This window comes from Actinomyces sp. oral taxon 171 str. F0337 (genome assembly GCF_005696555.1).
Classification (GTDB): domain Bacteria; phylum Actinomycetota; class Actinomycetes; order Actinomycetales; family Actinomycetaceae; genus Actinomyces; species Actinomyces oris_E.
The window spans coordinates 2,920,477-2,945,219 of sequence record NZ_CP040005.1; the positions used below are offsets into that span (position 1 = coordinate 2,920,477).

23 protein-coding genes are annotated in these 24,743 nt (G+C 69.5%); 7 read left to right on the forward strand and 16 right to left on the reverse strand.

The features are described from left to right. Positions 1 to 139 precede the first annotated feature (139 nt). Both FBF36_RS12460 and FBF36_RS12465 read left to right on the forward strand, forming a co-directional pair. The gene (locus FBF36_RS12460) at positions 140 to 613 is read left to right on the forward strand and encodes an MmcQ/YjbR family DNA-binding protein (protein ID WP_075377274.1); all 474 of its coding nucleotides are present in this window, start codon (positions 140 to 142) and stop codon (positions 611 to 613) included. Positions 614 to 739: 126 nt separating this feature from the next. Further along, positions 740 to 922: an Rv0909 family putative TA system antitoxin gene (locus FBF36_RS12465; RefSeq protein WP_009393758.1), complete on the forward strand. Its 183-nt coding sequence runs from the start codon at positions 740 to 742 to the stop codon at positions 920 to 922. Between the two features lie 224 nt (positions 923 to 1,146). Here the strand turns inward: FBF36_RS12465 and FBF36_RS12470 are convergent, their stop codons facing one another. The 4 genes from FBF36_RS12470 to FBF36_RS12485 all read right to left on the reverse strand — a co-directional run bounded on the left by FBF36_RS12470 (position 1,147) and on the right by FBF36_RS12485 (position 4,813). Beyond that, the gene (locus FBF36_RS12470) at positions 1,147 to 2,400 is read right to left on the reverse strand and encodes an ABC transporter permease (RefSeq protein WP_009393759.1); all 1,254 of its coding nucleotides are present in this window, start codon (positions 2,398 to 2,400) and stop codon (positions 1,147 to 1,149) included. After that, a complete protein-coding gene (locus FBF36_RS12475) occupies positions 2,375 to 3,088 on the reverse strand; it encodes an ABC transporter ATP-binding protein (RefSeq protein ID WP_009393760.1) in 714 nt (237 codons plus the stop codon). Before FBF36_RS12475 ends, FBF36_RS12470 begins: the two co-directional genes overlap by 26 nt. Then, on the reverse strand, positions 3,085 to 4,260 hold the full coding sequence (locus FBF36_RS12480; protein ID WP_009393761.1) for a peptidoglycan-binding protein: 1,176 nt from the start codon (positions 4,258 to 4,260) through the stop codon (positions 3,085 to 3,087). The genes FBF36_RS12475 and FBF36_RS12480 overlap by 4 nt, the downstream gene beginning before the upstream one ends. 82 nt (positions 4,261 to 4,342) lie before the next feature. Further along, the gene (locus FBF36_RS12485) at positions 4,343 to 4,813 is read right to left on the reverse strand and encodes a hypothetical protein (RefSeq protein ID WP_009393762.1); all 471 of its coding nucleotides are present in this window, start codon (positions 4,811 to 4,813) and stop codon (positions 4,343 to 4,345) included. Between the two features lie 175 nt (positions 4,814 to 4,988). On the opposite strand from FBF36_RS12485, the gene FBF36_RS12490 reads away from it, so the two are divergent. Together FBF36_RS12490 and FBF36_RS12495 are read left to right on the forward strand one after the other, a co-directional pair. Further along, complete coding sequence (locus FBF36_RS12490; RefSeq protein ID WP_009393763.1) at positions 4,989 to 5,648, forward strand: response regulator transcription factor; 660 nt, start codon at positions 4,989 to 4,991, stop codon at positions 5,646 to 5,648. Further along, the gene (locus FBF36_RS12495; RefSeq protein ID WP_009393764.1) at positions 5,645 to 6,922 is read left to right on the forward strand and encodes a sensor histidine kinase; all 1,278 of its coding nucleotides are present in this window, start codon (positions 5,645 to 5,647) and stop codon (positions 6,920 to 6,922) included. The genes FBF36_RS12490 and FBF36_RS12495 overlap by 4 nt, the downstream gene beginning before the upstream one ends. Positions 6,923 to 7,001: 79 nt before the next feature. Here FBF36_RS12495 and FBF36_RS12500 read toward each other — a convergent pair whose 3' ends face one another. The 7 genes from FBF36_RS12500 to dnaK all read right to left on the reverse strand — a co-directional run bounded on the left by FBF36_RS12500 (position 7,002) and on the right by dnaK (position 15,134). Next, positions 7,002 to 7,451 (reverse strand): hypothetical protein, encoded by a 450-nt coding sequence (locus tag FBF36_RS12500; RefSeq protein ID WP_009393765.1) that lies wholly within the window; start codon positions 7,449 to 7,451, stop codon positions 7,002 to 7,004. Between the two features lie 276 nt (positions 7,452 to 7,727). After that, complete coding sequence (locus tag FBF36_RS12505) at positions 7,728 to 9,047, reverse strand: DUF418 domain-containing protein (RefSeq protein ID WP_009393766.1); 1,320 nt, start codon at positions 9,045 to 9,047, stop codon at positions 7,728 to 7,730. A gap of 187 nt (positions 9,048 to 9,234) precedes the next feature. Next, positions 9,235 to 10,725, reverse strand: coding sequence for a DUF418 domain-containing protein (locus tag FBF36_RS12510; protein WP_138137670.1), 1,491 nt, complete (start codon positions 10,723 to 10,725; stop codon positions 9,235 to 9,237). 145 nt (positions 10,726 to 10,870) lie between these two features. After that, on the reverse strand, positions 10,871 to 11,365 hold the full coding sequence (locus tag FBF36_RS12515) for a heat shock protein transcriptional repressor HspR (RefSeq protein ID WP_009395241.1): 495 nt from the start codon (positions 11,363 to 11,365) through the stop codon (positions 10,871 to 10,873). Next, entirely contained in the window at positions 11,362 to 12,396 is a 1,035-nt protein-coding gene (locus FBF36_RS12520) for a DnaJ C-terminal domain-containing protein (protein ID WP_009395239.1), read from the reverse strand. Before FBF36_RS12520 ends, FBF36_RS12515 begins: the two co-directional genes overlap by 4 nt. Before the next feature lie 240 nt (positions 12,397 to 12,636). Then, positions 12,637 to 13,269, reverse strand: a complete 633-nt coding sequence (locus FBF36_RS12525; RefSeq protein ID WP_009395238.1) for a nucleotide exchange factor GrpE — start codon at positions 13,267 to 13,269, stop codon at positions 12,637 to 12,639. Further along, complete coding sequence (gene dnaK / locus FBF36_RS12530; protein ID WP_009395236.1) at positions 13,266 to 15,134, reverse strand: molecular chaperone DnaK; 1,869 nt, start codon at positions 15,132 to 15,134, stop codon at positions 13,266 to 13,268. Before dnaK ends, FBF36_RS12525 begins: the two co-directional genes overlap by 4 nt. A 661-nt stretch (positions 15,135 to 15,795) precedes the next feature. Between dnaK and FBF36_RS12535 the strand changes: the two genes are divergently transcribed. Continuing rightward, on the forward strand, positions 15,796 to 16,209 hold the full coding sequence (locus FBF36_RS12535; RefSeq protein ID WP_009395235.1) for a hypothetical protein: 414 nt from the start codon (positions 15,796 to 15,798) through the stop codon (positions 16,207 to 16,209). A 23-nt stretch (positions 16,210 to 16,232) separates the two neighbouring features. On the opposite strand, the gene FBF36_RS12540 is transcribed toward FBF36_RS12535, so the two are convergent. From FBF36_RS12540 to FBF36_RS12555, 4 genes are all read right to left on the reverse strand, one after another. Then, entirely contained in the window at positions 16,233 to 17,540 is a 1,308-nt protein-coding gene (locus FBF36_RS12540; RefSeq protein ID WP_009395233.1) for a multidrug effflux MFS transporter, read from the reverse strand. Between the two features lie 168 nt (positions 17,541 to 17,708). After that, complete coding sequence (locus FBF36_RS12545; RefSeq protein WP_009395232.1) at positions 17,709 to 18,467, reverse strand: ABC transporter ATP-binding protein; 759 nt, start codon at positions 18,465 to 18,467, stop codon at positions 17,709 to 17,711. After that, a complete protein-coding gene (locus FBF36_RS12550; RefSeq protein ID WP_138137672.1) occupies positions 18,464 to 19,639 on the reverse strand; it encodes a FecCD family ABC transporter permease in 1,176 nt (391 codons plus the stop codon). Before FBF36_RS12550 ends, FBF36_RS12545 begins: the two co-directional genes overlap by 4 nt. Beyond that, positions 19,639 to 20,805 carry an ABC transporter substrate-binding protein gene (locus tag FBF36_RS12555; RefSeq protein WP_034491811.1) on the reverse strand — a complete coding sequence of 389 codons (1,167 nt, stop codon included), beginning with the start codon at positions 20,803 to 20,805 and terminating at the stop codon, positions 19,639 to 19,641. The genes FBF36_RS12550 and FBF36_RS12555 overlap by 1 nt, the downstream gene beginning before the upstream one ends. A gap of 641 nt (positions 20,806 to 21,446) precedes the next feature. Between FBF36_RS12555 and FBF36_RS12565 the strand changes: the two genes are divergently transcribed. Then, a complete protein-coding gene (locus FBF36_RS12565; protein WP_009395224.1) occupies positions 21,447 to 22,475 on the forward strand; it encodes a phosphodiester glycosidase family protein in 1,029 nt (342 codons plus the stop codon). Between the two features lies 1 nt (position 22,476). After that, positions 22,477 to 23,640, forward strand: a complete 1,164-nt coding sequence (locus FBF36_RS12570; protein ID WP_138137676.1) for a bifunctional glycosyltransferase family 2/GtrA family protein — start codon at positions 22,477 to 22,479, stop codon at positions 23,638 to 23,640. Positions 23,641 to 23,996: 356 nt separating this feature from the next. Here the strand turns inward: FBF36_RS12570 and FBF36_RS12575 are convergent, their stop codons facing one another. After that, positions 23,997 to 24,668, reverse strand: coding sequence for a sensor histidine kinase (locus tag FBF36_RS12575; RefSeq protein ID WP_009393132.1), 672 nt, complete (start codon positions 24,666 to 24,668; stop codon positions 23,997 to 23,999). Positions 24,669 to 24,743 lie beyond the last annotated feature (75 nt).

The window sequence follows — 24,743 nt, forward strand, 5'->3', positions numbered from 1 at the left end:
CACGCAGCCGGGGGCGTTCGACGCCGTCGGGGACAGGAATCCTGTCACCCTACGCGCAGGATGCCCCTCTGCCCGGAGCGGACTGCACCCGGCCGCGCGCCATGCGCCCGACCGCCGGGAGAACGTAGGCTCGACGTCGATGACCGCGCCGCTTCGCCACAGCCCTCGCCCCGACGAGCCCTCCAGGTGCGTCGACGAGGTCACTGTGGCCGCCCGTCGGGACGAGCTCCTGGCCAAGGCGGCCACACTGCCCGGCGCCTGGGCGGGGAACAAGCCCGAGTGGGACATCCCCGTCGCCTCGGTGGGCCCTCGCCTCTTCCTGCTGCTCATCCCCCACACCGACGGCCGCCTCCTGGCCAACGTCAAGCTCGACCCCGAGGACGTCGTCGCCGTGCGAACCGCCTACACGTGGGTGGAGCCGGGCTTCCACCAGTCCAAGCGGCACTGGGTGAGCATCGACCTCACCAGCCCCGACTACCTCGCGGATGACGCCACCGACATGGTCGAGGACTCCTACCGGCTCGTCCTGTCCCTCCTGACCCGACGCGTTCGCGAGGCCGTCCTCCTGGCCGACGCCGCGGGCTCACCCGCCCGCCCCACCTGGCAGTGGTGAGACGCCGCCCCGCTGATGCGCCCGGAGGTCGAGCCGGCCTCAGGTGACGCAGGTGCGCAAACCTGGCACTATTCAGGCGAGGCCGTCGTCATCCGACGTCCGGCCACCCGACGGAAGGAGACACACATGGGACTTGATGACCTGGCGAAGAAGGCCGGTGGCACTCTCAGCTCCGACAAGGCCGAGGCGATCAGCGACAAGGCGCTGGACGCCGCAGCCGGTGCTGCCAAGAAGGCGACCGGCGGCAAGTACGACGACAAGATCGACGCCGCCCGCGACGCCGTCGACGGCAAGCTCGGCACGGAGTGATCCAGCTGAGAGTCCGCCTACCCTTAGGCACCGCGGTCTTCTGATCGCAGGAGTGAGGGCCCCGCACAGCTCAGTGCGGGGCCCTCACGCGATCCCGGCTCCTCTGGGCTCCCCCCTCACCTCGTGAGGTCACCGGCCGCCACAGTCCGGTGACCACCACCGCGGGGCCCGGTCGTCTCCCACCGAGATGTCTCATCCGCCTCCCTGGGGCTGCCGGCGCTCGTCTACTGCGCGTTGAGCGCGGCGGTCGGAGGCGTGCGGGAGGCCCGAACAGCCGGGTACACGCCGGCCAGGGCGCCGATGGCGATGGTGATGCCCAGCCCACCGGCGACGGCGATCACCGGTAGGGTGAAGGGCCAGCCGTTGGCGGCCGACATCCCGGCGGTCACCCCGATCCCGATGACGCACCCCAGGGCACCGCCCAGGGAGGCCAGCAGCAGCGCCTCGGTCATGAACTGCACGAGGATGTGCACGCGCATCGCGCCCAGGGACCGCCTCAGCCCGATCTCCCGACGGCGTTCGAGCACCGAGATGATCATCGTGTTGGCCACCCCGATACCGCCGACGAGCAGGGCGATCGAGCCCACTCCCAGCAGCAGGCCGGTGAAGGCCTTGTCGGCCGCGTTCTTGGCCTCCAGGGCGTCCGAGGGGCGCGAGACCTTGACCTCATTGGGGGCCTGCGGCGAGATCGACGGCGCCAGCAGCTTGCGCACCGTGGGGACGGCGGTGTCCTGGCTGCGCGTGTAGACGGTCGTCGGCTTGGCGTCGTGCCCCAGCAGGTCGCTGGCCGCGCCCTGACCGACGAGGGCGGCGTTGTTGAGCTCGGGAGCCAGCACCACCGGCTTGAGGATGCCGACCACGGTGAACCAGTTGCCGCCGATCCACACCTTGGTTCCCGGCGAGACGACACCGAGGCGCTGGGCCGCCGTCTGCCCCAGGACCGTGGCCGGGTACTTGCTGGTGGCCTCGTTGAGCCAGGTGCCCTTGTCCACCTGTCCGGCCACGACGTCGAGCAGCGACCTGTCCGCGGCCAGGGTGGTGATGCCGCCCGAGGCGTTCTTGTCGATGAGCGGGGTGCGGTAGACCAGCGAGTTCTTGACCAGGCCGGTGCTCGAGGCGCTCTGGACGTTGTCGATGAGGCGGACCTTGCCGACGCTGTCCTGCGGCAGGGAGGAGGAGTTGCCGAAGAGGTCCTGCCCGGCGGTGGCCGTCAGCAGGTTGGTCCCCAGGGAGTCGAGCTGGGCGGAGAGCTGGGCGCGGCTGGAGGTCGAGATGCCCACCACCGAGATCATGGCGGCGATACCGATGGCGATCCCCAGGGCGGACAGGAAGGCGCGGGTGGGGCGGGCCCTGATGCCGGTGCCTCCCAGGCGCAGCACGTCGCTCAGACGCAGCCGCGAGCGCTGGAGCCGCCGGGCCGGGGCGCTTCCGGCCCGCTCGGCCGCGGACCGGTCACGCCGGAGCGTAGACGTCGTCATGGACGATCTCCTTCTGGCTTGAGTCCCCCACGATGCGGCCGTCGCGGATGGCGATCTGCCTCGGGAGCTGGGCGGCCAGCTCGTTGTCGTGGGTGATGACGATGATCGTGGTGCCTTGGGCGTGGAGCTCGTGGAGGAGCTCGACGATCGAGGCACCGGAGGTGGAGTCGAGGTTCCCGGTGGGTTCGTCGGCCAGCAGCAGTGGGGGCTCGCCGACGACGGCCCGGGCGATGGCCACGCGCTGGCGCTCGCCGCCGCTCATCTGGTGGGGACGGTGGTCGAGCCGGTGGGCCAGGCCGACGCGCTTCAGGGCGGCCCGGGCGCGCCGACGCCGCTCGGAGCGGGGGACCCCGCTGTAGAGCAGGCCGTCGGCGACGTTGTCGACCGCGTTGACCCCGTCGGCCAGGTGGAACTGCTGGAAGACGAAGCCGATGCGGCTGGCCCGCAGGGCCGAGAGCCTGGCGTCGGACAGGGAGCCGACGTCGACGCCGTCGATCTCGACGGTGCCGGCGCTGGGCCGGTCCAGGGTGCCGATGAGGTTGAGGAGCGTGGACTTGCCCGAGCCGGAGGGGCCGACGATGGCGACGAACTCGCCGTCGTCGATCTCCAGGCTCACGCCGGCGCAGGCGGCCACGGGCGGCTCCCCGTAGGTTCGTTGCACGTCACGCAGGGACAGGATGCGGCTCATGTCTGCGGCACCACCACTCGCTGTCCCTCGGAGAGGCCCTCGCCGGAGACCTCCACGCGCCCACCTGCGAACAGCCCGATGGCGACCGGCACCTTGCGGGTGGTGCCGCCGGACTCGACGATCTCGACGCCGTACTGGTCGGCGCTCAGGGCCAGTAGGGCCCCGACCGGCACCGACAGGACGCCGGTTCGCTTCTCGCTGGGCAGGTCGACGGTGACGGAGACCTCCTGGAAGTTGGCGGTCGCCGAGGCGTCGGTGAGGGTGACGGTGATGGGGATGACTCGTTCCTTGGACTCACCGGAGCCGGAACCGGTACCCGACCCGGAGCCGGAGGACTTCTCGGTGGGGGTGCCCACGGAGGTGATCTTCCCGGTAGTGGTCTTGGCGTCGGGCAGCTTGATGGTCACGGCGGTGCCGACGACGGCGAGCTTCTGGTCGGAGAGCTTGATGTTGGCGTCGACCACCTGGGTGGTGGAGGTGACGTCGAAGAGCTCGGCGTCGGCGGCGACCCGGTCCCCCACCCGGGCGGTGACCGTCCCCACGCGCAGGTCGCCGGGGGTGAAGACCATCCGTCCCAGCGGGATGGTGCCGGTCTGGGGCAGGCCGACGTCCTTCTGCCACTTCATGATGGCGCTGGTGGTGGCCCAGCTGAAGTGGTTGTCGGGCTCGTAGTCGAAGTAGCCCATGCCCTGGAGCAGGGTCTCGAGCTGGCGGATGTCCTCACCGTTCTCCATCCCGGCCTCGAAGGTGCGCCAGGCGGGCAGGGAGCCGTGCATGAGGTAGGCGATCTCGCTGCCCGTGCGGTAGAGGACGTCGCCCTGGGTCAGGACGGCCCCGGAGGCCGGCACCTGGATGAGGACGCCCTCGAAGCCCGACTTGAACTTGCGCGAGTCGGAGTAGCGCAGGGTCCCGGACACGGAGGTCTGCCCCTGGAGGTCCCCCTTGGTGATGGTGTCGGTGGCTCCGCTGAAGGTCGGCGTCGTCGGCCTGGCCTTGACCGCGAAGGGGCCCGACCTGGAGGCGAAGGCGCCTGCACCGGCGCCCGTGGCCAGGATCGCGGCGGCCCCCATGGCCAGGAAGGCCCGGCGTCGGGTGCGGTGGGCCGTACCCGGCTTGTCCGCGGTGCCGTTCGAGCCGTCGTCGACCTGCGTGGAGGTGGTGGTCTGATCCATGTGTCTGCCTGTCTGAGTGTGTGTCCGCGCGGCAGCCCTGCTGCGCGGGCCTGTGGTCCGTTGGCGCCGGAAGGGCGCCGCGTTACTTGTTCCCGATCTGGGAGAAGCACTTGTTCATGACGTCCTGGGGGATGTCACCGTTGATCTGGATGCCCTTGCCGGCCTCGGGGTCGGGCACGTCGTAGCCCTCCTTGCGCAGGCACTCGGCGGCCTTGACCAGGTCCTGCTGCGTCTCGGGCTTGGCGAGGTCCTCGGTGCCGGGGGCGGGGCCGACGATCTGCTCGCACTCCTGGGCGGCCTTGGTGGCGGCCTCGGTCTCGGGGAACTGCACGTTGCCGTTGGCGTCGGGGTCGGAGACGTCGATGCCCTTGTCGCGCATGCACTTGGCCATCTTGAGCAGGTAGTCGTCCCCGCTGGTGGCGGAGGCGGAGGCCGCGGCCGAGTCCGCCTTCGAGCCCTGGGAGCATCCGGCCATGAGTCCGACGGCGCACACGGCGCAGGTCAGGACCGTGGCGGCGCGGGTGAGGATCCGAGTGCTGAGGGGCTTGTTCATGGAGGGGTCCTTTCGGCTCACGTGGGTCGGGGCGCGGAGGCACCCGTTCGTTCGAGGAACAGCCAACCGTGAGCGGTGTTGCCATGGGGTTCACAATTTCGCTTATGTTGTGGCAACACGGGGGCTGGTTCGCTGGGGGACCGGCCGAACACACCACAGCGAAGGAGACAGGGCCATGCGCGTGCTCGTCGTGGAGGATGAGGAGTATCTGGCCGAGGCCATCGCCACCGGGCTGCGGCGCGAGGCGATGGCCGTTGACGTCGTCGGCGACGGGGCCAGCGCCCTGGAGCAGGTGGAGATCAACGACTACGACATCATCGTCCTGGACCGGGACCTGCCCGTGGTCCACGGCGACGAGGTCTGCCGCCGGGTGGTCAGCGACCATCCCAGCACGCGGGTCCTCATGCTCACCGCGTCCCGGACCCTGGACGCGCGCGTGGGCGGCTTCGAGCTGGGGGCGGACGACTACCTCACCAAGCCCTTCGAGTTCCCCGAGCTGGTGGCCCGGCTGCGGGCCCTGGGGCGACGCAGCCAGCCGGCGCGCACCCCGGTCATCGAGGCCCACGGAGTGCGCCTGGACCCCTTCCGCCGGGAGGTCTACCGCGACGGGCACTTCATTCACCTCAGCCCCAAGGAGTTCGCGGTCCTCCAGGTCCTCATGGAGGCCGAGGGCGGGGTCCTCAGCGCCGAGACGCTCCTGGAGAAGGCCTGGGACGCCAACGCCGACCCCTTCACCAACTCCACGCGGGTGACGATCTCCCACCTGCGTCGCAAGCTCGGTGAGCCGCGTGTGATCCAGACGGTCCCCGGCGCGGGCTACAGGTTCAGCGCATGAGCGGGCAGGGGGCCCAGGCGACCCGGGCCGACGACGCGGCACAGCACGGCGCCGACAGCGGGCCCTGTGACGCCCGCGATGCCCATGAGGCCCGACCGGGTCGCACGGAGCGGTTGCGTCGCGCTCAGCACCTGAGTATCCGGGCACGCCTGACCCTGACCTACGCCGGGATGGTGACGGCAGCCGGCGTGGTCCTCATCGCCCTGGTCTACTTCTACACGCGCTACGTCACGCTCTCCATCGCCTTCGACCCGCCTCAGCAGACTCCCGTCATCGATGCGACGACTCCGCAGGCCGCCAAGGTGGACACGAACCTGTTCGATCTGCTCGGCAGCATCATGCGCTCGGCCGTCGGAGCGCTGGCGCTGCTCGTGGTGCTCTCCGGGACCGTCGGCTGGATCCTGGCGGGGCGGATGCTGCAGCCGCTGTCCTCGATGAATGCGGCGGCCAAGCGCGCCGCCTCGGGTGACCTCAGCCAGCGGCTGGACCTGTCCGGCCCTCGCGACGAGATCCACGACCTGGCGGACACCTTCGACAACATGCTGGCCTCCCTGGAGCGCTCCTTCTCCGTCCACCGCCGGTTCGCGGCCAACGCCTCCCACGAGCTGCGCACGCCACTGGCCACCACGCAGACGATGATCGACGTCGCCCTGTCCGACCCGCAGGCCTCGGCCGAGGACCTGCGCCGGGTACTGACCCGGGTCCTGGAGACCAACCGCGCCAACCGGGAGACGATTGACGCCCTGCTGGACCTGGCAGACGCCCAGTCCGGGAAGCCGGCTCACGAGGACGTGGACATGGAGGTCACGGTCCGTGACGCCCTGGGCCTCATCGCGCCGGAGGTCGCTGAGTACGATCTTCACGTCTCCACCCACCTGCTGCCCGCCCGGGTCCCCGGCGACCCGGTGCTGCTGCGCCAGAGCGTGTCCAACCTGCTGCGCAATGCGGCCCGCTACAACGTCGAGGGCGGCCGCATCACCGTGGGCATGGCGCGCCTGGATGACGGCGTGCGTCTGACGATCCGCAACGACGGCCCCGTAGTGGCGGCCGAGAGCGTGGAGTCCCTGCGCGAGCCCTTCGTCCGCGGTGAGGGACGGGGGCGGACCCGGGGCTCCGGGCACGGACTGGGCCTGGCGATCGTCACGGCCGTGGCCACCGCGCACGGCGGCGAGCTCCGTCTGAGCGCCAATCCTGACGGCGGGCTGACGGCTGTCCTCGAGCTGCCGGTCGATCAGACCGGGGACGACTCGGACACAGCCGGCGCCAACGACTGACGGTCGCAGACCACGCGGGCCGGCGACCGTCAGAGTCGAGTAGCTGGTTGCGGCGGAGACGTGACTCCGCCGGGAGCCGCTAGTTCTTCTTGCCGGAGTTGATGACCAGCTCGATGAAGAGGCGGATCAGACCGATCTGGGCGAAGGTCCACAGCGCGTTGAAGACCAGGTCGAGAACGAAGGTTCCGAAGGAGAAGGACCGCTTGCCCGACTCGTAGTCGAGGTCACCGGCCAGAGAACCGGCGTTGTAGGCGTTGTACAGCCACAGTGCGATCAGACCGCCGGCAACGATGTAGAAGAACACCTTGCCGAACTTCTCGGCGAAGGGCTTGGCGGTGTCGAAGAGGTTGCCCATGAAGCTGTCCCCCGCCGGCGCCTGCGGGTAGGGCTGACCGGGAGCGCCAGGAGCGCCGGGGGCTCCCTGGAACTGCTGCTGCTGAGGCGGGTAGGGCTGCCCCGGGACCGGAGCCGAAGGGGCTGAGGGCTGCTGCTGATAGAAGGGCTGACCGGGGTTGGGGGGCTGAGTCATGAGGACTGTTCGCTTCCTTCAGAGTTGGGGACGCAGGCAGGCTACCGTGTCTACGATGCCCTGTGAAACGAAGAGGTCAACCCTCACATTCTGCGAGGCGACTCACAGTCCTCAGGACGTGGGGTGATGAGGCGCCATGAAAGCGGTCATCGGGCCGATCCAGCGTACGGGACCCCTGAAGGGCGTGGGGACACGGACCCGCCGGTGCCGTGGGGAAAGCACTCCCCATCGTCCTGGGCACCAGCCTGTGCCGCGGTGTCTCAGCGTCTCAGCGTCTCAGCGCACCAGGTCGTAGGTGTCGGAGGCGCCGACCGGGGAGGCCGGGGCCGGAGGAGCCGGCAGCCGGCGCCGGCGCTCACTGCGGGCCACGGCGGTGCGCAGCAGGGTCTCGAAGGGACCGGCGTGACCGCCACGCTCCAGGACGGTGCACAGACCGACCGTCACCAGCCAGACCGCCAGCGCGATCCCCGCGGTCCGGGCCTCACCCAGGTGGAGCTCGATGCCGGTCAGGGAGGGAAGAGCCAGGAAGACAATGGCGAAGAGGAAGGTCTGGCTGAGGTAGGCCGTCATGGAGCGGCGACCCACGTTGGAGGCCAGCCGGCGCAGCCCCGTCAGCCGGCCATCCGACCTCGGTCCGCCGGCGTACAGGGCCAGCAGCGCCAACCAGCCGCAGGCCCCGGCCACACCCGTGACCGCATGAAGGGGCATGCCCCAGGTGGCCAGGGTTCCACCCGCGGCCCACACTGCGAAGCCGATACCGCCCGCGGCCCCGATCCCCAGGCCGCCCAGGCCGACAGCGACCAGGAGCCGGCGGTGACGCTCGGGGCGGATGATGAGGTCGGTGTCGGCCAGGCGGGCTCCGAGGAACATCGCCGGAACGATCATGGAGAAGAACAGCGCCGAGACCAGGCTTCCACCCCAGGCCAGGAGGCCTTGGGAGACGTAGGACAGGACCGTGTCGGTCGAGCCGCCGGCCCCCTGTTGCGCGGCCGTCGCCGAGGCCGAGCCCTGGGAGGCCAGGAAGCTGCCCATGTGGAGGAAGGTGGCGGTGCCGGCAACGACAACGACGACGCAGAAGGCCACGGCCCGTTTCCAGTGCTTGCGGGTGATCCAGCCGGCGAAGATGACGGCGACCAGGCCGTAGGGGCCGATGATGTCACCGGAGAAGAGCAGGGCGTGCGCAGCGCCGAAGAGGATCATCCACAGCCCTCGACGCCGCACCAGACGGCGGGCGTCGACGGTGGCCTGCTCACAGGCCCAGGCCACCTCCTGCGACGTCGGCTCACGGCCGGCCTCCACGCCGGGCAGGGAACTGAGGTAGGAGGTGGTGCCGGAGGCGATGCGCCGGTTGGCCATGGTGACCAGCCCGAAGCCGAAAAGCAGCGCGAACAGCGGGTAGGCCCGCGAGTCGACCAGGAGGGAGCGCACCCACAGCCACGCCGTGTCGGCGGCGTCGGCGGGAGCGGAGGACTGCGTCACGCCGGTCCAGAAGGGGATATTGGCCAGCGCGATGAACAGGAGCATGAAGCCACGGGCCACATCCGGGGACGGGTAGCGCACGCCCCGGGTACCGGTGAACGATGTCGCGAGTTTCATGCCCTCCACGCTAGAAGGCGGCGGACAGGGGCACATCCCCCGCCGGGGCTAACGTGAGGGTTTGATCCTCTCCTCCTCAGAGGGCGGGAAGGGCCCCGCTCCTCCTCCCGGAGGACCAGGGCCCTTCCTCCTTGCGGTGGCATCAGGCTCCACGGCACTCGTCGGCTGCCCGCGGGGCTGCGCCGGATCAGGGCGCCGGCTGCGATCCCGGCTGGGTGGCCGGCGCCATTCCCGGCTGGGCACCCGGCTGAGCCACCGGCCCCATGCCCGGCTGCATCGGCACAGGCACTCCCGGCTGGGCACCCGGCTGAGCCACCGGCCCCATGCCCGGCTGCATCGGCGGCATTCCTGGCTGAGCCCCCATCTGCATCATCGGCCACGCACCGGGCTGCATCCCCGGCCAAACGGCGGGCGGGGGCGGGGGCGTCGGCCTCCTGCGCTCACTGCGGGCAACAGCGGTGCGCAGCAGGGTCTCGAAGGGACCGGCGTGACCGCCATGCTCCAGCAGGACGCACAGGACCACGGCTGCCAGCCAGACGCCCAGGGCGATGAGGGCGGCCGTGGCCTGCCCCACCCACAGGCGCCTCCCCGTCACCAGGAGCGGAATGATGCCGAAGATAGTGCCGAACAGGATCGTCTGGCTCAGATAGACGGTCATGGAGCGGCGGCCGACAGCGGAGGCGAGCCGTCGCACCCCGGTCAGCCGGCCGTCCGGTCTGGGACCGCCAGCATACAGTGCCAGCAGCGCCAGCCAGCCGCAGGCCCCGGCCAGGCCGAAGAACTCCTTGGTGGCGAAGTCCCACGGCCAAGCCTCCATCGGCGTCACGAGCGTCAGCGCGCTGTGGAGCGCCGCGAACGCCCCCAGCGCCAGACCACCGAGGCCCACTGAGACGAGCAGGCGACGGTGCCGCTCCGGCTGGGTGATGAGATCGGTGTCGGCCAGGCGCGCGCCGAGGACCGCTGCGGGGATGATGAGTGCGAAGAGGGCCTGCACGACCAGCACGACGAGCCACTGAACGATGTTGCCGCCGAGCCAGAGGAGCGCCGCTCCAACTGAGATCGCCTGCTCCCCGGAGGTCGTCGGGGCGGCGCCCGCCGACAGGGTGCCTGTGGCCAGGTACATCCCCAGCGCCACCACGGAGATGATGCCTGCGGTCAGGTAGAGCGCCCCGTAGTTCTTGCGTGCCAGCAGGTTGGCCAGGAGGACGGCGACCAGGCCGTAGGCGCCGATGATGTCACCGGGGAAGACGATGCCGTGGACGAAGCCGAACAGAAGCATCCACCAGCCACGGCGTCGCACCAGGCGATAGGCGTCGATGGTGGCCATCTCACGGGCCCAGGCCGCCTCGTGCGGCATCGGCTCGCGGCCGGTCTGCGCTCCGGGCAGGGAGCTGAGGTAAGAGGTGGTGCCGGAGGCGATGCGCCGGTTGATCATGGTCATGAGCCCGAAACCGAAGAGCATCGCGAACAGCGGGTAGGCCCGGTGGTCCACCACCAGCGCGCGGACGAACATCCACCAGGCGTCGACGGACGAGGCCGGCGGCTCGGCCCCGTTCGGCATCTTGTTCCATGACGGAACGTTGGCCACCGCGATGAGCAGGAGCATGAAGCCGCGGGCCACGTCAGGGGCGGGGTACCGCAAGCCCCGAGGGCCGGTGAAGGAGGTTGTCATCCGCATGCGCAGGACCCTACGACCGGTAGGAGACCGGCTGCATCCGCCTGAAGAACGATGCGCCGGGGCCGTGCGCCGCACCGGCCGAAGAGCTCAGTGCCGCATCTGTGCCCGCGCAGTGCCCATCGGTGCCCGTCAGTGCCCGTCAGTGCTACCGGGGGCGCATGGGCACGAGATCGGTGCTCACTGTGCCCGCAGTTCCGGCGGTGCGCCCTCGCCCCGCCTCGGGGTGGCGTCCCGCAGGTCCACGGCCTTGGCGGCCGGGCGCGACGACCTGGACCTCGCCGTCGGCGGCGGCGGCGAAGATCCGCTGGATGACGGCCTCACGACTGCGCATGCGGGCGTTGTCCGCCTCCAGCTCCTCGACGCGGGTCTCCAGGGCGAGGATGCGGCGGATGCCCTCGAGGTTGATGCCCTCCTGGGACAGGGACTGGATGCGGCGCAGGCGCTCGACGTCGCGGTGGGAGTAGCGCCGGCCCCGCCCGCGGGTCCGGGCGGGGCTGACCAGTCCCAGGCGGTCGTACTGGCGCAGGGTCTGGGGGTGCATCCCGGCGAGCTCGGCCGCCACCGAGACCACGTAGACCGCGCGCTCGGCCGCGTCGTCGGCCAGGACGCCCAGCCCCTGCCCCGCACGACGCCGGCTCACTTCGCCGCCTCCTCCATGAGGGTGGCCCGCGGGTCGGTGTCGCCCATGGCCTCATCGAAGGCCTCGAGAGCCTTCTTGGCCGCTTTGGAGAGCTTCTTGGGGACGGCCACCTGGATGGTCGCCAGCAGGTCACCGGTCTTCTTGCGGGTGGTGGCGCCCTTTCCGCGCAGGCGCATGACGGTGCCCGAGGGAGTGCCGGGCTTGATCTTGATCTTGGAGGTGCCGCCGTCGAGCAGCGGTACCTCGACCGTGGCGCCCAGGGCCGCCTCGCGCAGCGTGACCGGCAGATCCATGCGCAGGTTGGCGCTGTCAGCCGCGTCGATGGAGTACACCGGGTGCTTGTTGACGCTGATGGACACCACCATGTCGCCGTTCTCGCCGCCGTTGACGCCCTCCCGGCCCTTTCCGCGCAGGCGGATCTTCTGGCCGTCGTGGACACCGGCGGGAATGCGGACCTTCATGGTGCGGCCGTCCGCGGTCAGCTCCACGGTGGTGCCGGCGACGGCGTCGCGCAGGTCCAGCGTCGCCGAGGTCAGAACGTCGGCGCCCTTCTGCGGGCGGGGCTGGGGGGTGAAGCCGCCGAACCCGAAGGGGCCGGAGCGGCCACCGGAGCGGGTGGGGCTGGGGGTGCCGCCGAACATGCGCAGCAGGTCGTCGAGGTCGGGCTCACCGGCACCGCCTGCGGTCTCGAAGCGGACGCTGCCGCCCTGGCCGCCGAACATGGAGGAGAAGATGTCCTCGAAGCCGGCACCGCCGGCTCCTCCCGGGCCGCCGGCCTGGAAGCGGGCACCGCCTCCGGCCATGGAGCGGATCGCGTCGTACTGCTTGCGCTCGGCCTCGTCGGACAGGACGGCGTACGCCTCTCCGATCTCCTTGAACTTCTCCGCAGCCGCGGCGTCGTCGGGGTTGCGGTCGGGGTGGTACTTCTTCGCGAGCGTACGGTAGGCCTTTTTGATAGCGGCGGCGTCGGCGTCCTTACTCACGCCGAGGACCGCGTAGAAGTCCTTCGTCATCCAGTCCTGACTGGCCATGGTCGTCTCACCGCCTCCTTATCCGGGTGATCGTGGGTTTTCCTTACTGATGACAGCCGCCTGTCACTGACGAGCGACAAAGCTTGAAGGTCATGGAATGGGCGCCCTCCGGGACTGGGCCCTCGGGCGCCCCGACGGCACCCCCTGGTTCGACGGCGGACCCGTGCCGGCGCTTCCGGCGGGTCCGGGTCCGCCGTCGGACCTGGGTGAGTGGTGCAGGTGATATGCAGTGGATACCGCTCAGGCCGGGTTGGCGACCTGGACACGGGCGGCGCGCACGACGCGCTCACCCAGGCGGTATCCGGGCTGGAGGACCGCGGCGATGGTGGGCTCGGTGACCTCGCTGGACTCGGTGGCCATGAGGGCCTCGTGCAGCGTGGGGTCGAAGGCCTCACCCGCGGCGCCGAAGCGCTCCAGGGAGTACTTCTCGGCCAGGATCGTCTCGAGCTTGCCGGCCGTGGTCTCGAAGGTGCCGGTCAGGTCGCCGTGCTGGCGGGCCAGCTCGATCTCGTCGAGGACCGGGATGAGGGCCTCGACGACGCCGGCGGCACCGGCGTCCCGGTGGGAGGCCGCGCCCTCGCGGGAGCGGCGCACGAACCCCTGGTACTCCTGCTGGAGGTTGTAGAGGTCCGCCCGGGCCCGGGCCAGGTCGTCGGCAGCCTGAGCGGCCTGGGCCTGAGCCTGGGCCAGGGGGTCCTCCCCCGCCGCCTCCTCGTCGGAGGCGGCGTCGGACTGGCCGGCCGCGCCCTCGGGCGAGCCCTGGACGAGCTCGTCGCGGACGTCGTCGGGCACCTCCTCGAAGGCCGACTCGACGGCCGCCTGGAGCTCGGGGTCGATGCCCTCGTTCTCGGGGGTGGGGCCGGCCGAGGTCACTTGGAGTCCTCCTCGTCGACGATCTCGGCGTCCACGATGTCCTCGTCGTCGGAGGACGTGGAGCCGCCGGCGGAGGAGGCGGCGCCGGAGGCGTCACCCGCGGCCTGGGAGGCGGCGTCGGCCTGGTAGATGGCCTCACCGACCTTCTGGGCCACCGAGCTCAGCTTCTCCTGAGCGGTCTTGACCGGCTCGATGTCGTCGCCCTCGAGGGCCTTCTTGACGTCGGCGACGGCCTCGGAGACCTCGGAGTGGACGTCCTCGGGCAGCTTGTCCTTGTTGTCCTTGAGGAGCTTCTCGATGGAGTAGGCCTGCTGCTCCGCGGAGTTGCGGGTCTCGGCGTCCTCGCGGCGCTTCTTGTCCTCCTCGGCGTGGGCCTCGGCCTCCTTGACCATGCGGTCGATGTCCTCCTTGGGCAGGGCGGAGCCACCGGAGATGGTCATGGACTGCTCCTTGCCGGTGCCGCGGTCCTTGGCCGAGACGTGCACGATGCCGTTGGCGTCGATGTCGAAGGAGACCTCAATCTGGGGCACGCCGCGGGGGGCCGGGGCGATACCGGTCAGCTCGAAGGTGCCCAGCGGCTTGTTGTCCCGGGCGAACTCGCGCTCGCCCTGGTAGACCTGGATGAGCACGGAGGGCTGGTTGTCCTCGGCGGTGGAGAAGACCTCGGAGCGCTTGGTCGGGATGGCCGTGTTGCGCTCGATGAGCTTGGTCATGACCCCGCCCTTGGTCTCAATGCCCAGGGACAGCGGCGTGACGTCGATGAGCAGGACGTCACTGCGGTCGCCCTGGATGACGCCGGCCTGGAGGGCCGCGCCGACGGCGACGACCTCGTCGGGGTTGACGCCCTTGTTGGGCTCCTTGCCGGTCAGCTCGCGCACCACCTCGGTAACGGCGGGCATACGGGTGGATCCGCCCACGAGGACCACGTGGTCGATGTCGGAGACCTTCACCCCGGCGTCCTTGATGACGTTGTGGAAGGGGACCTTGGTGCGCTCGAGCAGGTCCGCGGTCATCTCCTGGAAGTTGGAGCGGGTGAGCTTCTCATCGAGGTGGATGGGGCCGGACTCGCTCATGGAGAGGTACTGCAGGTTGATGTTCGTGGAGGTCGCCGAGGAGAGCTCCTTCTTGGCCTGCTCGGCGGCGTCCTTGAGTCGCTGCATGGCGATCTTGTCCTTGGACAGGTCCACGCCGTCCTTGCTCTTGACCTGCTTGACCAGCCAGTCGACGATGCGGGCGTCCCAGTCGTCACCGCCCAGGCGGTTGTCACCGTTGGTGGCGCGCACCTGAATGGTGGAGAAGCCGTCGTCGTCCTTGCCGACCTCGAGCAGGGAGACGTCAAAGGTACCGCCACCCAGGTCGAAGACGAGGATGAGCTCGTCCTCCTTGCCCTTGTCCAGGCCGTAGGCCAGGGCCGCGGCGGTGGGCTCGTTGACGATGCGGTCCACGGTCAGGCCCGCGATGGTGCCGGCCTCCTTGGTGGCCTGACGCTCGGCGTCGTTGAAGTAGGCCGGGACGGTGATGACCGCGTTGGTGACGGGCTCACCCAGGTAGGCCTCGGCGTCGGCCTTGAGCTTGGCCAGGATGCGGGCGCTGATCTCCTGGGCGGTGTACTTCTTGTCGTCGATCTCGACGGACCAGTCGGTGCCCATGTGGCGCTTGACCGAGGAGATGGTGCGGTCGACGTTGGTGACCGCCTGACGCTTGGCGATCTCGCCGACGAGGATCTCACCGGACTTGGAGAAGGCGACGACGGAGGGGGTGGTGCGGCCGCCCTCGGCGTTCGGGATGATGGTGGGCTCGCCACCCTCGAGGACGGCGATAGCAGAGTTGGTGGTACCCAGGTCGATACCGACAGCGCGTGCCATGTGGTGTGCTCCTTGTGGTTGCTTGGTTGATGTCTGCAGTGAGGGCCGGGGTTCCGGCGCCTTCAGGTTGAGTCGTATGCACTCAGGATTGTGGTTGAGTCGAACTCTGTCAACTCCACGTCACCCAACCTTGAGTCTGACTGGCTCAACCCAACCTGACCGCAGTCCATTCCCGGAGCTGGCAGTGACCTGCAACACGGACCTGCAACACGGACGCAGCGCGACTCGCGTGGGGTGCAGCCACCCACGGCAGGGCAGCGGACGGCTCCGACTGCGTCAGGGCAGTGCGCCCCAGCCGCACACCGGGGACTGCGATACCCGGCGAGGGCTGCGATTTCCTGCAGATGACTGAGGTCCCACCCACCAGTTCTGTGGGAGAACACAGTCCTCGTCAGTACGTTCTCGATCAGTCCACCCAGGCCCACACACTGCCGAAAGTGTCACGATTGGCGACTTTTCAGAGTCAACCAGCCTCGAGCCGCCACGCCCCCACTTCCCCACAACCAGGCCTGACCAGCACCGACGCCCCCAAGTCACCTCTGCGAGGTTGCCGGCCAATGCTGTATGGCTCCCGAATAGTCGCCGATCGTGACACCAGTCAGCAGAAGCGACGGACCTGCGCCGATGGGGAAGCATTCACCAGCCCGGTAGCCTGGCACGTATGAGCGCCCCGCCACCGGAAGGCCTGCCCGATCCCGAGGACGTCTTCGATCATCTGCGTCACGAGGACGGGGAGCACATGGGCTATATCGAGATGAGTGCGGACGGCCGGTTCATCCCTTACGACCGGCTGTGGGTCCGGCGGGGCGAGGCCATGGAGCTCGACGAGGCCGAGGCGGTCCTGGACGCGATCGGTCTGCGGCTTCTGGCGGAGGACTGGCTCCTTGAGGAGGAGGATCCGCAGACGGGCGAGGAGAGCTGGGCCCGGGTCAGGATTCGCGAGATCCACCGGGACCGCGTCATCGTCGCCAGGGCGATGGAGGACCTGTCGGCCACCGGGGTCGCCAAGTCCGTGGACCTCGTCGGCGCCATCGAGCTGCCTCTGCCGACGACGCGACTGCGCTCAGCCTCCTGAGCGCGCGCTGCCGGCCGGAGCCGTCACTGACCCAGGCACTGCTGTCGGCGCTCGGTCTCCTGGGCAGCCAGGCGCTGCTTCTCGCCCCGCTCGCGCAGGCCGAGGACCGCCAGGATGTTCGCAATGACACTGACGGCCACGATGACCACGCCGAAGGCCACCCCGCTGGCCTCCCCGGTCAGCCCCACCAGCGGGCTGACGAGCCCGCCGACGACGAACTGCAGAAAACCAAGCAGCGCAGAGCCGGTTCCCGCCCACCGGCCGGTGCGGTCGAGCGCGAGTGCCGGGGCGTTGCCCATCGACAGCCCCAGACAGGCCACGTGCGCCAGGAAGAGCGCCACGACCGCCACCAGAAGCGGCATCCGCACCGGCCCGGTCACCGGATCGCGCAGCCACGTGAGACAGACCGCGGCGAAGACCGTGTCGACAACCAGCCCCGCAACAAGTCCGACCCTCACCTGGCGGGCCTGGGAGAAGCGGCGCACCAGGGACGCCGCCACCGCAATCGTTACCGTGACCGTCGCCCCGCACAGCCCGAAGACCGCCGTATAGGCCACCGTTCCCATGCCCAGCACGTTGCGCAGCACGAAGGGAGCCGCCGACAGGTAGGCCATGAGCAGCCCGAAAGACAGGGCATTGATGAGCAGGAGACGCACGAGGACGTGATCGCGGGCCAGCTCGCGGGTGCCATCGAGCAGCATCCGTAGGCCGCCGTCGTGGCGCCGCTCGGCGGGCAGGGACTCGGGCACCCAGAGAACGACCATGACCACGAGCAGCCCGGTGAAGGCGGCCACGACCCCCAGGATGCCGCGCCACCCGATGGGCTCGACGAGCACGCCCCCGAGGATCGGCGCCACCACCGGGACGATCCCCTGAATCGCCATGACGACGCTGAGGGCCCGGGCGGCGGTGATCCCGCGAGAACGATCGGAGATGACTGCCCGGCCCAGGACCATGCCGGCCGCTCCCCCAAGCCCCTGAAAGAAGCGGGTGATCAGGAGAACGGGCAGGCTCGGGGCCAAGGCGGCGCCGATACTGGCGGCCAGGGCGAGCACGCTGCCCCACAGCAGAAGGGGACGCCGGCCGATGCGATCGGACAGGACCCCGATGCCCAGCTGGCCGAGCGCGATGCCCACGAGGAACGTGGTCATCGTCAGCTGAACACTGGAGGCGGAGACGCCCAGGTCATCGGCCATCTGGGCGAATGCCGGCAGGTAGGCGTCAGTGGCCAGAGGCGCGACGGCCGCGAGCGCGGCCAGGGCGATGAGGAGCGTGGCGGGGAAGGCCGTCCTCAGCCCGTGGTCGGACGGGGCGGCCGGAGAAGCTGTCATGGCCTGAGGGTAGGGAGAATTCCGACCGAAGCGTCAGTGCGCCAGTGCATGGCGCTAACGGGACGTTCCGCACGTTGGCGCCACCATCTGTTTCCCCTCCCGACCCTCGACTGGCCGGGTGACCGCCTCCTGATCGATGCCCTGACAACGTGTCGCGGCAGGCCCCGCTCAGTCGCCCTGCTCGGCCTCGGGAGCGACCATGACGTGGTCGCCGTCGGGCACGATCCGCACCCGCAGCCCGTAGACCTCGGCGAGGATGTCGGGCTCAAGCACCTCGGCGGGCGGCCCCTCGGCGACGATCGTCCCGCCGGTGAGGATGGCGAGACGGTCGCAGAAACGGGCCGCCAGGTTGAGGTCGTGCAGGGCGACGACGGCGAGGCGCCCGGTGTCCCGGTGGCAGATCCGCCGCACGTGGGAGAGCACCGAGACCTGGCGGCGCAGGTCGAGGGCGGAGGTGGGCTCGTCGAGCAGGATGAGTCCGGGCTCGCGCACGAGAGTCTGGGCCAGGGCGATGAGCTGGCGCTGCCCGCCTGAGAGCTGGCCCAGTGGGCGGTCGGCCAGCTCGGCCACCCCGAGCTCGTCCAGGGCGTTCCAAGCCAGGTCGATGTCGGCCCGGCTCGTGTGCCAGGTCATTCCGCGCCGCGAGGCGGTGAGCACCGACTCCAGGGCGGTCAGGGCGGCGTCGCCGGGCAGGCCCTGCGGCATGTAGCCGATCGAGCCGCGCAGGTCGTGGCCCCGACGCCCCTCGAAGGAGACCTCCCCCAGGTAGCGGCGCAGCTGGGCCACGCAGGTGACCAGGGTGGACTTGCCTGCGCCGTTGGGGCCGAGCAGCCCCACCGTCTGGCCCGTCTCCCAGGTGGCGTCGACGCCCTTGAGGACGGCCCGCCTGCCGTAGGAGAAGGTGAGGTTGTCCAGCGTCAGGCTCATGAACCGCTCCTGACCGCCGAGCGCTGGCGTCCGAAGATGATGGAGAGGAACACCGGCACACCCACCAGGGCGGTCAGGATGCCGACGGGCACGGCGACACCCGGCACGATGACCTGGCTGGCGGCGTGGGCGGCGGTCAGCAGGGTGGCGCCGCACAGGATGGAGGCGGGCACGAGGAAGCGCTGGTCCTCCCCCACCAGGCCGCGGGCCATGTGCGGCCCCACGAGCCCCACGAATCCGATGATCCCCACGAAGGCCACGGACAGGGCGGCCAGCAGGGAGACGCCGACCAGGGTCCACGCGCGCAGGCGCGCCACGTTGATGCCCATGGCCGCGGCGCGCGCCTCCCCCAGGGTGATGGCGGTCAGCCGCCAGCCGTTGACCCAGAAGACGGGCGTGGCCACGAGCAGGGCCACCGAGACGGTGACCACGGCCGGCCAGGTGGCGCGCATGAGGGAGCCCATCGACCAGAAGACGATCTGCTGGAGGCTCTCGGTGGAGGCCCGGTACTGCACGAGCGCCAGGAGCGCCTGACAGCTGAAGACCAGGGCGATGCCCAGCAGGATCGTCATCTCCTTGGTCACCGACGGCAGCCTCGAGACCATCGCGATGGTGAGAGAGGCCGCCAGCCCCGCCGTCATGGCCACGATCGGCAGGGTGGCGCCGGTGGCCACGGGCAGCACGAGTCCGGTAACGATGGCCAGCGCCGCCCCCAGGGCGGAGGCCGCCGAGATCCCCAGTGTGAAGGGCTCGGCCAGCGGGTTGTCCAGGATCGTCTGCATCTGCACGCCGGCCAGGGACAGCGCCCCACCCACCAGGACCGCCAGCAGCGCCGGAGGCAGGCGCAGGTTGACGACGATGTTGGCGACCCACGGGTCGTAGTCGGCGTAGAGGAGGGAGCCGAGCACCTGTGCCGGGCTGAACCCCAGCGGCCCCACCATGAGGGCCACGAGGAAAACGACCAGGAGCAGGGTGGCCAGCCCCATGAGCATCGCGACGCGCCGCGCGGTTCGACGGCGGTAGGAGGCGTAGGCCGACGCCGCCGTGTCCGTGGGGGCGTCGGCCCGCCCGCCGGCCTTCGTCACCGACGCCGCGCCGTTCGGGACCTGGACGGTATCGGACTGGCGGGCTGCGGCGTCGCCGGAAGGGGCCGTGACTTTGGGCGCTCCCATCAGATGGAGGTGAAGAAGACGCCCTCGGCCTTCCAGGGCATGTACTGCTCGTGGAAGTCCTTCCAGACCTTGGCGGGGTCGACGTCGGAGAAGGCCTCGGGGTTCTGCCACTTGGCGAAGGTCAGGTAGGCGATGAAGTTGTAGGGGGCGTCGTAGAACTGGTGGTAGATGCCGTGGACGTGCCGGTCGGTGAAGGCCTGGATCTGATCGAAGCCGGGCTGGTTCTTCAGCTGCTCCAGACTGGCCTTGGCGGAGGCCTCGTCGGCCTTGTATCCGAGGTGGACGTAGCTGGTCTGGGCTTTTTCGTTGATCTTCTGCTTCTGCCACTCGCCACCGGTGGCGATGATGTTCTTAGGATTGGACTCAATGATCTTCTCGAGGGTGAGCGTGCCCTCCTCGCCGGACAGGAGGCTGTCGGCGATGTTGGTGCCGCCGGTGGCGGTGATGATCGCGCCGAGGTTGGCGGTGGAGTAGGTGGCGCCGGGCTCGTTGACGCCCGGGCTGCGCCACAGGAAGGTGGCGGGCTTGGAGGTCAGGGACTTCACCTTCGCGACGATGGGGTCGACCTGCTTCTTGTAGAAGGAGACGAAGGCCTCGGCCTCCTTGCGCTTGTCGAAGACGGCGCCCATGAGGGTGACCGAGGGGACGGTGTTCTTGACCGGGTCGCGGCGGAAGTCGGTGACGACATAGGTGATCTTCTGGCCGTCCAGCTTCTCGAGGTAGCCCTTCTCCTTGGCGGAGTTGTAGGCGTCCAGGGTCATGATGAAGACGTCGGGCTTGTGGCTCACCAGGGTCTCGATGGGCAGGCCGTCCTTGGTGATGTTGCCGATCTTCGGCAGCTCGGCGGCCTTGGGGGCGACGGAGAGGATCTTCTCGTAGAAGTCGGGGGCGGCCTTCTGAAGGTCCTCGCCCCAGGCGACCACCTTGTCGATGGGGTTGGTCTTGTTGAGGAATGCCAGGGAGTAGATGTGGCGGGACTCGCTCAGGACGATCCTCTTGGGCTGGGCGCTGAAGGTGACCTTGCGGCCGACGATGTCGGTGACCTCGAAGCCGCCCTTGGAGGTCCCCGAGGAGGTGCTGGAGCCCTTGCCGGCGCGGGAGGCGACTCCGCAGCTGGCGAGGACGGCGGTCAGTGGGAGGGCCATGAGCAGGGTACGACGGCGCATAGAAGTCCTTCGGTGACGCGAGGGCGGAGACGAATCACCCAGGACCTTAGGGCTACCTCAGTTAATTTGCCAAGTTAGACGATCTAATTTTAGTAAGGTCATACAAGTATCATGGTGGATGCATGGAGGTTGGCACAGTGTTGCCGCTCGCGCCGAGTCCCCGCAGGTCGAGCGGAACGGATGCGACTGCTGCAGTGAGGCCCGACGGCGCTCATGAGTTCGACGGAGGACGGCGGCCACCGCCGTCAGATGACGATGACGCCACCTGGGCCAGAAAAATGACTCCGACACCGATGAAGACGATCGCGACCGTCCTGTTCCCCTGGGTGAAATTTATGACTGCAGAGGTGATCGCGAGCAGCCCTGCGACCAGCCGGAGAATTTTGAGGTTTCGAGCAGACAACATACTGATATCTTCCTGTTGAACGTCATGACAAGGACGGCGACCACCCTCACCATAGGCCCAGTCCCAGCCTCGTTGAAGCACATCCGGGACCATCTCTACGCAGGACTCTCACCCTCCAGGGGTATTGACGCCTGACGCGGCGGCATTCTCAGCGTCGTTCCACCAGCTGCGGCTTCACAGGAGACCCACAAGGTCAACCTACGTCTGGCATACACGGGGCCGACACGGTTGAGTCATGCACAGCTCCGACACCCTCAGCCCGACCGAGCCGCCCCAGTTCAGCCAGGACCACGACTCCAGCCGGCGCGACCGCTCCTCGACGTCCAGCAAGCACCCGCGCCGCCGCTTCCTCCTGGGTGGCGCCGCCGTCCTGGGGCTGGCCGCCACCGGCACCAGCGCCTGGGCGCTCAACCGCTTCGTCATCGACCATGTCGAGGTTGGCGACGTCACCGCTCTGGAGGCCAAGGCGCAGAACGCCGCCGCCTCGGCGACCCCGGCCACGAACGTGACGGTCGGGGACAGCTCCTACTCCTCGTCCAACACAAGCATCGAGATCCAGCAGGTCTCCACCGGCTCGGGCAGCGACACCATCACCTACTACGTGGCCGACGTCAAGCTCACCAACGCCACCGACCTGCGCAGCGCCTTCGCCAACAACTCCTACGGCACCAACATCGTTGCCAAGCCCAGCACGATGGCCTCCGAGCACGACGCGATCCTGGCCATCAACGGCGACTACTACGGCTTCCGCAGCGACGGCATCCTCATCCGCAACGGCGTCATCTACCGCGACAGCGGAACGCGCGACGGCATGGCCTTCTACAGCGACGGGCGCGTGGAGGTCTACGACGAGACCACCACCAAGGCCCAGACGCTTCTGGACGCGGGCGTGTGGAACACGCTGTCCTTCGGGCCGGCGCTGGTCAACGGCTCCAAGGTGCTCTCCGGCATCGACCAGGTCGAGGTGGACACGAACGTCGGCAACCACTCCATCCAGGGCCAGCAGCCGCGCACCGCCGTGGGGTGGGTGGAGAAGAACCACCTCAAGCTCGTCGTCGTCGACGGCCGCAGCGAGGGCTACTCGCGCGGCGTGACCATGACCGAGCTCGCCCAGATCATGGCCGAACTGGGGTGCGCCTGCGCCTACAACATCGACGGCGGCGGTTCGTCGGCCATGTACTTCAACGGCTCGATCATCAACCAGCCCTCCAACGGGGGCGAGCGCGACACCTCCGACATCCTCTACATCGCGAACGGAGCCTGAGATGAGCGGCACCGACACAGCCCTTCAGATCTCGCCGCGGGTGCTGCCGCGGGTCATCGCCCCCGCGAACCGGACCGCCGCCAACCGGACGGCGGGCAACCGGACCGCGCCACGGGTCGGTTGCGCGCCTCGCCCCCGGGCGGCGGTGACGCTCGTGGTTCTCATCCCGGCCTACAAGCCCGATGAGCGCCTGGCTGCGCTCGTGGCCCGCCTGCGCGGGGCGCGCCGGGACTGCGCGGTGCTGGTTGTCGACGACGGCTCGGGACCGCAGTACGCGCCCTTCTTCGCCGCTGCCCGCGCCCGGGGCGCCCAGGTCGTCAGCTACCCGGTCAACCGGGGCAAGGGCCAGGCACTGCGCACGGGCCTGGCCCACGCGGCCGCCTCCTGGCCCGACGCGGACGTGGTGTGCGCCGACGCCGACGGGCAGCACACGCCGTCGGACATTGAGGCCGTGGCCGCGAGGGTGCGCGAGACCGGGCACATGACCCTGGGGGTGCGGCGCTTCTCCGGGCCGGTACCGCTGCGCAGTCGGATCGGCAATGACGTGACCGCCCTGCTGTTCCGGGGCGCGACCGGCTGGAGGCTGGGCGACACTCAGACGGGCCTGCGCGGCTATCCCGCCGGGCAGCTGGCCTGGCTGCAGGAGGTTCCCGGGGACCGCTACGAGTACGAGCTCTCCGCCCTGCTGCGCGCCCACGAGCTGGGGATGGTGGTGGAGCAGGTGGAGATCACCACGGTCTACGAGCCGGGCAACACCTCCTCCCACTTCCGCCCGCTGCAGGACTCGGCGCGGATCTATGCTCCGCTGCTGCGGTTCATGGGGGCGTCGCTGGCGAGCTTCGGGATCGACTGGCTGAGTGTCATGGTCATCTTCGCAACGACCGGCAACCTGCTGGTGGCGGTCGTGGGGGCGCGGTTGGTCTCCGGGACGGCGAACTTCTTCATGAATCGTCGCGTCTTCCGGGCGCGGCGCGGCACCGTGGTGCGCACGGCGGTGCGGTACACGGTCCTGGCGGTGAGCCTGCTGGCAGCCAGCTACCTGGTACTCAAGGCGCTCACCACGGTCGGGATCCCCCTGGGGATCGCCAAGATTCTCGGCGATGGGGCCATCTACGTGGCCAGCTATGTGGCGCAGCGCCGGCTGGTGTTCACGGAGCGGAGGTGAGATCAGCCCGACGGGGCCCGGCGGGAGGCTCCTCGGATAGCCGTGTCCTTTGAGACGATGTGCCGACGTCGTCCCCGAGGGCATGGCATCGCCGCCCTCTCGGTCACACCCCGCTGACGGTTTCCGAGCAGCACCGTCAACAAGCCGCACTTAAGCACAACGGCGACGGCTCTTGAGCAGATTTTGTCCGTATGGGACGACTTTGAATGCCCCAATCGCCGGAACGCAACCACCCAAAACGCCTGACCTGCACAAACACAATTCTGTTTGTGCAAGTGAGCCGTCAAAGTCGTCCCATATGGACACTTTTCAGCCGAAGACGCCACTCGCCTCAAGCAGAGTCGCGGGCAGCAGCCTCAGCGGACGTTGATGAGGCCGGATTCGTAGGCGGCGATGCGCAGCCGTACCGGCTCCCGACGGAGGGCGACACGGGCGCGCGTGGGACCGGCGTGGCGGGCGGTGTTGGCCAGGGCCTCGGCCACGACCCGGACAGCGGCCTGAGCCGTCGGAGCCGGGAGACCGTCGGTCATCGTGGAGGCTTGGGCGATGTCCGCGTCTGTGCCGATAGCATCGACGTCGAGATCGACGGTGACGCCGGTGCGGCGGGCCTTGCCGATCGGCTCCCGAAGGCTCTCGGCGAGGTTGCTGATGAGAGTGGTTTCGGGAAGCGGTACGTCGCCCAGAGCTCCAGCAGGGACCGTCGCCACTGCCCCGGGCGTCGGGGACGTGTGCTCGTCTCGCAGGACGGTGAGCATGCGTCGCAGTGCGTCGGTGGCCTCGCGGGAGGCGATCTTGACGTCGTCGAATGCGGCCCATAGCCCGTCGGGGGTGGTCTCGAGGCGCTGGGCCACGGCGCAGCGCACGGTAATGGCGCCGAGGCTGCCGGAGACGGCGTCGTGCAGCTCGCGGGCGATGACGAGGCGATCCTCTGCGACGGCGAGCGCAGCCGACTCCTGTGCCAGGCGCTGCTCGTGGGCACGCTGGTCGCGCCGCCGCAGCCACAGGGCGGTGGCAACGAGCCCAGCCATGACAAGCAATGCCGTTACCTGGGCGTGCCTGGATGGAGTCGGTGAGAAGCCGGCCATAGTGCCCAAGCCGACAAC